6 protein-coding genes are annotated in these 10,756 nt (G+C 44.9%); 4 read left to right on the top strand and 2 right to left on the bottom strand.

Features of this window, described 5'->3' with window-relative positions:
- Window positions 1-420 precede the first annotated feature (420 nt).
- A complete protein-coding gene (locus PATL_RS05695; RefSeq protein ID WP_011573977.1) occupies window positions 421-1,875 on the bottom strand; it encodes a S28 family serine protease in 1,455 nt (484 codons plus the stop codon).
- A gap of 708 nt (window positions 1,876-2,583) precedes the next feature.
- Here PATL_RS05695 and mdeB point away from each other — a divergent pair.
- Both mdeB and PATL_RS05685 read left to right on the top strand, forming a co-directional pair.
- The gene (gene mdeB, locus PATL_RS05690; protein ID WP_011573976.1) at window positions 2,584-5,283 is read left to right on the top strand and encodes an alpha-ketoglutarate dehydrogenase; all 2,700 of its coding nucleotides are present in this window, start codon (window positions 2,584-2,586) and stop codon (window positions 5,281-5,283) included.
- A gap of 2 nt (window positions 5,284-5,285) precedes the next feature.
- Entirely contained in the window at window positions 5,286-6,683 is a 1,398-nt protein-coding gene (locus tag PATL_RS05685) for a dihydrolipoyllysine-residue acetyltransferase (protein ID WP_011573975.1), read from the top strand.
- A gap of 87 nt (window positions 6,684-6,770) precedes the next feature.
- On the opposite strand, the gene PATL_RS05680 is transcribed toward PATL_RS05685, so the two are convergent.
- Window positions 6,771-7,790, bottom strand: a complete 1,020-nt coding sequence (locus PATL_RS05680) for an AraC family transcriptional regulator (protein WP_011573974.1) — start codon at window positions 7,788-7,790, stop codon at window positions 6,771-6,773.
- A gap of 172 nt (window positions 7,791-7,962) precedes the next feature.
- On the opposite strand from PATL_RS05680, the gene PATL_RS05675 reads away from it, so the two are divergent.
- Complete coding sequence (locus tag PATL_RS05675) at window positions 7,963-9,270, top strand: DsbA family protein (RefSeq protein ID WP_011573973.1); 1,308 nt, start codon at window positions 7,963-7,965, stop codon at window positions 9,268-9,270.
- A gap of 282 nt (window positions 9,271-9,552) precedes the next feature.
- On the top strand, window positions 9,553-10,536 hold the full coding sequence (locus tag PATL_RS05670) for a hypothetical protein (protein ID WP_011573972.1): 984 nt from the start codon (window positions 9,553-9,555) through the stop codon (window positions 10,534-10,536).
- The last annotated feature ends 220 nt before the right edge of the window (window positions 10,537-10,756 follow it).

The raw sequence follows: 10,756 nt of genomic DNA, 5'->3' as shown, positions 1-10,756 counted from the left end.
GATGCATCTCATGACGTTTGTTAGCATTTATTAAATTGAGAAGCATATTGCGTGCTTTAAGATGCTTTTCACTGTACGTCATGCGTTGTTCTTAATTTTAATCTTCGCTCAGCAACGATTGTTACAATGACGTTAAGTGGATGTTAAGGAACTAAAGATGCTATTGCTAATATCAAATATCGATGCGCTATCGATTAAACTTATGGCTCAATTTATACACCTTAAGGTGCGGGTAAATTACCGCTTAAAAAACATTGAAATTTGCTCACAGGGCCTGTTGTATAAGGATTCAACCTTTACTTTCTTTCTAAAAACAGTCTGTAGATACGTGAATTAAATACGCTAAAATGGAAGAAGCTAAGCACGCTCTAACGCACTTAGCTGAGAGTAAAATCAGGGTACATATTGCATATGTGTTTACTATTTTGGAGCGCCTATAAAATCTTTCGCCGTAGGAACCCACACACGATTGTATTTCTTCACACCGCTATAATTATAGAATTGCGTCTCACCGTCTGAGTCTAACCTTTTGCCTAAGGCATTAAGAGAATCAGGTGATGTACTGGGCCACTCCCCTGTTTTAATCCGCTGTTCAACGGTATCAATAGCCGCAGCAACCTCCGCCACGCTATAGGTACAATGCCCCGCTCGATTAACATAAGCGCTGCGAAACAACTCTGAATAACCGTTTTCAGCCACTAAAGATTCATACCCTTTGACCATGCTCGGGTACACTAACAAATCACCATTATCATGCAGACGTAACAAAGGTACTTTTGGCTTTCCTACATGTGTTCGCCCCGGAGCGCTCCACCAACGTATCGCTTCGGGATCGGCCGCGACTCTAGTAGATGAATTCACCTGATTAAGCTCGTCAATTAAATTCAATCCAGCTTTTTCATAAAGCGCTTCAACAGCCTTTTGATAAGATGGATTACCATTTTTGAAGAACGCTCGATAGTCGATACCGGTATTCCAGCGTAACTGCCCCGGTGCCGCGCGTTCAAGCATAGTGTGACCAAAAGTACGCTCAGAAGGCAGCACCAAAGATACGGTTTGATACATACTTTCTTGCAACGCATCCACATCGTTAACCTCGGGTTCCGGCATACTAGCTTGCGCATTTAGACCAAACGTCCCCCCCCAACCAGGCCATTGACCGATAGTGACGGCCAGCGCAATACGTGCGCGACCTTCAGGCGTTTTTTGGGCGTTTTCTATGGCTTCACGCCAAGCTGCACCAATTTCTTTGATCTCATCCCCATGCAATGGAAGGTTCACTATGGGCAACTCTGGAGCGATCAAAGATTTCAAAACAAAGAAGCCATCAAGTGAAGAATTCGTAAACCAAGGACTCGTTGGCGCACCAGCTGAAATGGCGCCATCGATACGATCTGGATGAATTTCAGCCATGCCTGTTGCCACATTACCACCGCCAGAACAACCGTACTGAATTGTCCGTTGTGGTTTACCAAATTTTTCTGCGAAAATGTCCAGTACTGAGACCAAATCATGTATCTCATGAGCAGGATCGTAATGTTCAAGTCGCTCAGGACGACGCAGCGTTCCCGAAAAAGCATAACCTCGCTCAAGTAGCTTCAGATACTTCGGTGATTCGGCCGCGTGATAATAATCAAGATCACTTATCAAAGTGCCGTTCCAATTTTCAGGTACCCGAATACGATACTCTGTCCCTCTGATTGCAATGGTGTCTTTAATGTCTATGTATTTTAATTTTGACGGCGTCATGCTGGTTGACTCTGGAGCTTGTGGAAAATTCCAATAATGTGCAGGCTCTTTTTGTTCTTCGGCTCGAGCCGATACCGTAAGGCTTACTCCAAGAGAAACGACAACAGCCCCGAGCAACTGCAACATTGAGCACCTATGACCCCGACAGCTCACTAGATAACCAGTTATCTTCGAAAGTTGTGAATACAGATAAGTGGTACGCATAGGTATTGATCCGATCATTTTCATTTTAATACTATCCTCGAGAATTCAACGTTTAAACGAGTTGAATATACAACCCCAAATTTGTCATCGTTGCTTTGCCTGATGTGACAGCCCACGTGATTAGTTATATCAGTGCCCTGATCTCATAATCAAAAAGACAAAATAATAATCACAGCCGGGGTCAAAACCCCAACCTCATTTAACAATAAATAAATATTAATTTAACAACCAATAGCAATATTTAATACCGCATTAGAATTTCCTATTTGCTAACTCCCCCTGCAACAAGCATCTTTTGAAACACATTAAACCTCCCCTCTAGGCGAGGCGACACAATGAATTTTGCCTGCTAAATGCAGCCTTCAATACCTTTGCAAAGCCACTACCAACGAGTTTGAGCAACGCTTGGAAGTGATTGAATGTTACAAATATTGAAACAGCCCCATCATGAATAACGCAGGTAGGCTGATTAAAGTGCAAAACCAGTTTTATGGGTATGGCCTACCCCAAGACAACCAGTAAAAGTGAGTCTTAAACAGCCGAAACAACGCGCTACCCCTCAAACCCAGAGGAACTCAGGTACGTTTTAACAATAAAAACTTTGTAGTAATCCCATCGAGAGGAATAAAAATGAATCACTATATCAATACGTATTTACGTGATGCGGTTAATGATGAAGATGCCCAAGAACTAGCTGAGTGGTGCGAGGCACTGCAAGCGCTAGTCGCTCACGCTGGCCCTGAACGCACACGCACAATACTGGATGTGATCACAAAAATTGCTCGCGACCCAGGTATCGGCTGGCAACCCGTACACGGCACTCCCTATGTGAATACCGTCACCGTAGATCAACAGCCTGCCTACCCAGGTGATCTCGCTATCGAAGAAAAACTAGTATCGATTATGCGCTGGAACGCCCTTGCAATGGTGATACGCGCCAACAAGGCTTATGGTGAATTAGGCGGTCACATTTCCAGCTATGCCAGCGCCGCTGATTTATTCGAAGTTGGATTCAATCACTTTTTCCATGCTGATGGCGATGACATCAATGGTGATTTAGTCTTTTACCAGCCGCACTCCGCGCCGGGCGTTTATGCACGCGCATTTTTAGAAGGGCGCCTGAGCGAAAATGATTTACTCCATTATCGCCAAGAAGTCACTGCGTCGAGCGCTGGCGCGCAAGGTCTATGCAGTTACCCGCATCCATGGTTAATGCCAGATTTTTGGCAGTTTCCTACTGGTTCAATGGGGCTAGGGCCTATCAGTTCCATTTATCAAGCCCGCTTTATGCGTTATTTGCAGCACCGCGGTTTGAAGGATAATTCTCAGCGCAAAGTATGGGGGGTGTTCGGCGACGGGGAAATGGATGAGCCAGAGAGCATGTCTGCGCTAACCATGGCGGCGCGTGAAGGATTAGATAACCTCGTATGGGTAGTCAATTGCAACCTACAAAGGTTAGACGGCCCAGTTAGAGGCAATAGCCGTATCATCGATGAGCTAGAAGCACTGTTTAGTGGCGCAGGTTGGAACACAGTCAAACTAGTTTGGGGCTCTGACTGGGATGGACTATTCGCCCGAGATACTCAAGGTGCGTTAGTACGCGCATTTGCTGATACCGTTGATGGCCAATTTCAGACATTTGCCGCCAAAGACGGGCGCTTTAATCGAGACAGCTTTTTTGGCCAAAACGAGGCCCTGAAAAACCTTGTTCAAGGGCTTACAGATGAACAAATCGACCAACTTAAGCGCGGCGGGCACGATCTGGTAAAAATTTACGCTGCTTATCACGCTGCAGCCCAGCACAAAGGTCGCCCCACTGTCATTCTTGCCCAAACCAAAAAAGGCTTCGGTATGGGCGAAGCTGGACAAGGAAAAATGACAACGCACCAACAGAAAAAATTAGACAAAGACGCCCTTCTCGATTTCCGTGACCGTTTTCAACTCCCTCTCGATGATGAGCAAGCTGCATCCCTTTCATTCTATAGGCCTGATGAAGACAGCGAAGAGATGCGTTACTTACGGAAAAAGCGTGAAAATTTAGGGGGGTACATGCCAAAACGTGCTAATCACGCTGACGTGGTTGAGGTACCTGATTTATCTAAATTCGGTGGCTTTGCCCTAAACGCCGACAACAAAGAAATGTCTACCACGATGGCCTTTGTGCGCATGATGACGAATTTGCTTAAAGACAAAAAGTTGGGCCCAAGAGTGGTACCAATAGTCGCTGATGAAGCCCGCACGTTCGGCATGGCGAATCTATTTAAACAGGTCGGTATCTATTCCCGCGTGGGTCAAAGCTACGAGCCTGAAGACATAGGCTCAATCCTCAGTTACCGAGAAGCATTAGACGGTCAGATACTGGAAGAAGGAATCAACGAAGCCGGGGCCATCAGTTCATGGACTGCGGCGGCCACCAGCTACTCAGCCCATGGCGTCAGCATGTTGCCATTTTACATCTACTACTCCATGTTTGGCTTTCAACGAATAGGAGACCTGATTTGGGCAGCCGCCGATCAGCGCGCGCGTGGCTTTCTATTGGGCGCAACCGCCGGTAAAACAACACTAAGTGGTGAGGGATTACAACATCAAGACGGCCACAGCCATCTCATTGCTTCAACCGTTCCCAATTGCCGCGCCTACGATCCCGCATTTGCTTGTGAGCTCGCAGTGATCATCGATCATGGCGCAAGGCGTATGTTAGAAGAGCAACAAGACGAGTTTTACTACATCACTGTAATGAACGAAAACTACGCGCAACCTTCGCTCCCTGAAGGCGTTGAGAGCCATATTATTAAAGGTATGTACCATTACGACACCAGCCATGTGAATAAAGCAGTTGCAAAAGTGCGCCTGCTTGGTTCAGGCACTATTTTGCTCGAGGCTATCGCAGCAGCTGAAGTTTTAGCGAATGACTGGAATATTGAATCTGAAATTTGGAGTGTTACTAGCTATACCGAATTAGCCAGAGATGCTCGAGAAATAGAGCGTCATAACAGATTACATCCCAATTCAGCGCAACGTTCGAGCCACTTAACAAGCTGTTTGGGAGGGAGTGATCCTGTTATTGCCGTTTCCGATTATGTACGTGCCGTACCGCAACTAATCGCATCTTACCTTCAACCTCGCTTTACGGTGCTAGGCACAGATGGTTTTGGCCGCAGCGACACACGAACAGCTTTGCGTGATTTCTTCGAAATCGACCGCTATCACGTGTGTCTAGCGGCGCTGACCTCCTTAGCTGACCAAGGTGCTATCGAACGAGATATTTGTCGCCAAGCGATTGAGCGCTACGGTATAAATTCAGACGCAATAGCGTCATGGGAGTGCTGATAATGAATGCACCAGTAAAACATATTTCGCAAGAAGTTCTAGTACCCGATATTGGCGGCGGCACAGACGTTGAAATCATAGAAATATCAGTCGAAGTGGGTTACAACATTGAGGTAAATGACGCGCTGATAATACTTGAAACCGACAAGGCAACGATGGAGGTTCCCTCGCCGATCGCAGGAATCATCACGCGTATATTTGTTGCCCAAGGAGACAAAGTCAGTGAAGGAAGTGTTATTCTTGAAATTGAGGCTGCTCCAGAAGCCCCCATTCAAACTGATAGCGCAGAAGGCAATACCGAAGCTAGCATCGAGGAAGAATTACGTTCCGAGGAAGTTGGCATTGAAGAAGAAGTAAGTGCTAATAAAGACGATTCCCCAGGGTCAGTTTCACCTCGCAGCAACGAAACCACCAAGGACGTTCATTTTCATACTTCTGCGTCAACTACGAATGCCATGGGGATAAGCGCGGTAGATAAAGATAGCATCGCATACGCCTCCCCTTCAGTGAGGAAACTAGCACATCAATTAGACATCAACCTCAATAACGTCACCGGGAGTGGCCCCAAAGGTCGCATTACTAAAGAAGACACCCACGCCTATGTGAAATCGTTAATGCAAGAGGATCGTAACAGTGGTGATACACAAATTGCCGCTGGAGGTCCGCTGAAAGATATGTTGGCATGGCCCCAAGTCGATTTTGCTAAGTTTGGTCCCATTCAACGCCAACCGATTTCTCGGATCCGCAAAATAAGCGCCGCAAATTTACATCGCAATTGGGTCAGTATTCCTCATGTGACTAATCATGAAGATGCAGATATAACTGACCTTGACGCATTTCGCGTTGAGCTCAATCAGCAACAGGAAAAATCAGGGATAAAGGTCACCATGGTTGCCCTTTTGATAAAGGTTGTCACCGCTGCCTTGAAAAAATTCCCTGAATTTAACGCCAGTCTCGACGGTGATGACATCATATTGAAAGATTATTTTCATATTGGCTTTGCAGCTGATACGCCAAACGGTCTCGTCGTACCGGTACTGCGAGATGCCGATAAGAAAGGGATTTTACAGGTCGCCAAAGAAGTGAGTGAACTGGCGGCAAAAGCCAGAGACAGTAAGCTAAGCGCTAATGATATGAGTGGTGGATGTATCTCTATATCTTCATTAGGAGGAATAGGCGGTACGTATTTCACCCCTATTATTAACGCGCCTGAAGTAGCTATTTTAGGAGTAGCAAAGGCGCGAACTGAACTCAAGTGGAACGGCAAAGAAGCGATACCAAGATTGATCCTTCCCATGAGTCTAAGTTGGGATCATAGAGCCTTAGACGGTGCTCAAGCTGGACGTTTCAATGCCTATATAGCTTCTCTGCTTGCTGACATCAGGCGAATAATGCTCTAACTTGCTAATGCTTATTATGGGTTAGTCAAATTACAAATATGGTTAAGGTAATTGCTGGACGTCAATTACCTTAACAATTTGTCCACACTAAAAAAGGTTATAGCGATTGCGGTATTGGCTGGCAGAAAGGGTTGTCCAGCGTTTAAATGCTCGAGCAAAACTGGGCGCATTTATGTAGCCTAAACGCTGGGAAATCGTTTCAATGGGCAAAGTAGTACTACTCAAATACTCCATAGCAATGCGTCTACGTATTACGTCTAACTCTTTTTGATATGTCGTTCCGAGACTTTGTAGCTCCCTGCGCAACGTACGTGGTGATGTGGCGAGTGCCTTAGCCGCTTCCTCGAGTTTAGGAAACTGATCTGGTTGACGCAAAATAACGTGTGATAATCGTGTAATTAACCCTTCTTGCTGGCTGATTTTTGCAAGCATGTTCTGGCACAGTTGTTTGATCACTATCTGGGTTTTGATATCAACACTGCCCAAAGGTGCACTAAGATGTATCGCATCAAAATGTACACTGTGTTGCGCTTGGTTAAATTTGAATGCTAGGGGGCTTAATTGCGCGTCCCAATCATCCGGTTTTACATAAGTAACCGTGGCGTATTGTACAATGTCATCGCCTGCTAACAGTTTAATAATATTACGAATTGTGACTAAAGCCGCTTCACACATAAACGCGCGGATGGTGTCGTAATTTAAGACTTCAAACACCTCTAAGATTGCCTTTTCGCCACTGACGTTTAACGTTAACTTGAGCAGTGGCCCGCGTAACTTAAAGTAATCCACAATGACCTGCAATGCTTCACGCAAACTTGCACTGCTCGATGCAGCGTAACCAAGTAAACCGAGGTCAGTAAGTTTTAGGTGTTTGCCGAATGCGAGCCCTAAACGAGGGTTTTGCGTAACGTTGATACAGCGGGTAATAAACGCTTTGTGCTGGTTAAACGTGACGTTCACTTCGCCTCGTTCAAATTCTTTCTCAGTGAAAGGTAAGTCTACGAGTAACGCATCTGCTTGATAGCCTTCGCTTAGCAACCAACGGAAAAGTGCACTGGGGAAGTAAGTCGGCACCGCAGGCTCCGTGGCACCAAATGTGTCGCGCATATAGTTAACCTCCAACGAGTGAGAACAAAGCTTACCACAGGTCAGCGCTTTGGCCACATATGCTAAGCAAGTGGCCAATTAGGCTATTCCACTGATCTCTTGTCTCCCTAGAATGGGACAACAATATTTTACCTACTGCACTTACAGTCATTAGACCCATAGAGATATAACAATGCTAAAAAAACACCTTATGCGCTATATGACCAAAGCCATCTCAAGCGATGTACTGCTTAATATTAAGCGCTCTGTCGCAGAAAGTAAGCGAGCAATAACACTTAGAAAACATACACTTGAAATTTTTGTCAGTATAACTGATCCCTACAGCTATTTACTTCTTCAAGTATTACCTGAAATCAAAGTACGCTATGGCGTTCAAATCAGGCTGTTCACCGTACACGATAAACAACAAGAGATGTTTCCCGATTTAGAAAAATGGCAGAGCAATAGTTTACTTGATTGCACTAGGCTCGCTGCTTTATACGAGCTAGAGTTTCCGCCATTAGCATCTTACCGCCCTAAAGCTGAGTTCGAACTCGCCCAGTATTGGGGAGCGATGCTGGAAGCTGAGCATAGCGATACAGCAGTAGAGGATATGCGGGGAATTTTTCAACAATACTGGCAAGACATTCCCTGTCCACTCGTTACTAAAAACCGGAATGAAAATATTTCGATGCCACTAACGCTGTTTAAGACAATTGCAGATAATGAGGGGTATCTTGCCGAACAAGGGCACTATTTACCTGGCACAATCAAATATGCAGGTGAATGGTATTGGGCGATAGATCGGCTTGTTCACCTTGAAAAGCGTCTAAACTCATTGCTCTTTGCACCTAGTTCGCAAGAGATAAAATACGACCGCCAGACGAAAATCTCTTTGACTTCCCCGTTGAAGTTAAAGGCTATTGCAGATCCAGTCATTCTGTATTTTTCAGCTCGTAGTCCCTATTCCTATTTAGGCCTAGAGTTAGCGATAAAATTGTGCCAACAGTATGCTTGCGAACTGATCGTAAAACCTGTGTTACCCATGATGATGCGCGGCATGAACGTACCACAAACCAAGAAGATGTATATTTTTCATGACACGAAACGCGAAGCTAAGAAACAGGGCATCCCTTACGGTTTTGTGGCCGATCCCTTGGGCAAAGCCGTTGAAAACTGCTATTCACTATTTGCTATGGCCAAGGCCCAAGGCAAAGAGATAACCTACCTGCTCGAATTCGCTCGCGCCGTGAACAGCCAAGGCATACTGGCTGACAACGAAAAAGGTATGCGCATCATCGCACAGCGCAGTGGCCTTGAGTGGGAAGAGGCGAAAAAAGAACTTCGTAGCCAGTCGTGGCGTAAAGACGTTGAAGCCAATATGGATGAACTTAACGCATTAGGTTTATGGGGCGTTCCCTGTTTTCGATTTCAGGATACTGTCACTTGGGGTCAGGATCGCCTCTGGGTCATCGATCAAGCGATACAGGCCAATACCTGACCCTAAATGCGGGCCTAAAGTGTGGACTAGAGTATGTAGCCAGCCGAGAAAATTCACGCGATAGCGATTGGCTTAAGCCGCAGACATCACAACCTCATAAGATTTTTATTTTATCATGACACCCATGCTAATTTTACCTAGCTCATATCTTATCGTGACACCCACGTTAATCTGATCTAGCTCAGGTTAAAAACACTATGCTGACATCCATGATAAAACCCTTCACGTTTCAAAAACTGAACTAAAATCATTAAGTATCTTATTCATCATGGTGTACGCATTGTGCCTCAACCTAGAAAAAACCAAATCAGCCTAATTGATACCCCCTATTACCACTGCATTTCGCGATGTGTTCGGCGCTCTTACCTATGTGGTATTGATAAATACTCTGGTCAAAGTTACGAGCACCGTCGAGGTTGGGTTGAGGATCGTTTACTATTTTTGTCGACCGTATTTTCCATCAGCATTTGTGCATACGCAGTAATGAGTAATCACACACATATAGTGCTACACGTAGATGATTCAGCAGCGAATGATTGGAAAATTGACGAGGTATTACGCCGCTATCACAAAATACATAAGGGCACCTTACTCACGCAGAAGTACGTCTGTGGTGATAAACTCACTCCAGGTGAGCTGATTACCTTTGATGAAACTGTTGAGCTATATCGAAAGCGTTTGTACGACATCAGTTGGTTTATGCGTGATATCAATGAATATATTGCCAGAGAGGCGAATAAAGAGGACTGTTGCACTGGTCGATTTTGGGAAGGGCGATTTAAATCTCAAGCATTGTTAGATGAAAGTGCACTGTTAGCATGTATGGCCTATGTTGACTTAAACCCCGTTCGAGCTAAAGTTGAAAAAACGCCTAAAACCTCAAAATACACCAGTATAAAAAAACGACTGCAAGCTTTTAATAATAAGCAACAACAACCAAAAAATTTGATGCCCTTTATAGGCAATCCGAAACAAAACTCCCCTAAGGGCGTCAGCTATTCACTTGAAAACTATTGCGACCTAGTACAAACCACCAGCCGCAGTATTATTGATGACAAAGCCGATCATATCGAAAAATACCAAAGCCCAATTTTACAACAGTTAGGCTTAGATTCAGCGCAATGGTTAATTTTAGTGACTGAGTTCGAAAAGCACTTCTTTTGTGCTGCAGGTGCAGAGCTGATAATGAACACCTTCAAACGGCATACCCATCATCAACGTATTAGAGGTATGGGAAAAGCCAGAGAGTTACTTAAACGAGCGTAACTTTAACCATTAAAATCTGCGAAAATCCTCTCGGTTATACATTTTCGCAAGCGCTTTAAGCCGTAAATTCATGCCATCCTTCATTTTTACTCACAAGACGCAAAAATCAGATAAATAAAAGTAACGTATACCCATTAGTCTCTTTTATAACGAAAGCACTCGCCTACCTTGAGCCTGAGCTACTTTCACCAAATCATATCATCGGTGTGACAGTAACGGT

It is taken from the genome of Paraglaciecola sp. T6c (assembly GCF_000014225.1).
In the GTDB taxonomy this organism is placed as follows: Bacteria; Pseudomonadota; Gammaproteobacteria; order Enterobacterales; family Alteromonadaceae; genus Paraglaciecola; species Paraglaciecola atlantica_A.
The sequence above is the reverse complement of the archived record's forward strand: the minus strand, read 5'-3'. Positions and strand labels throughout refer to the sequence as shown.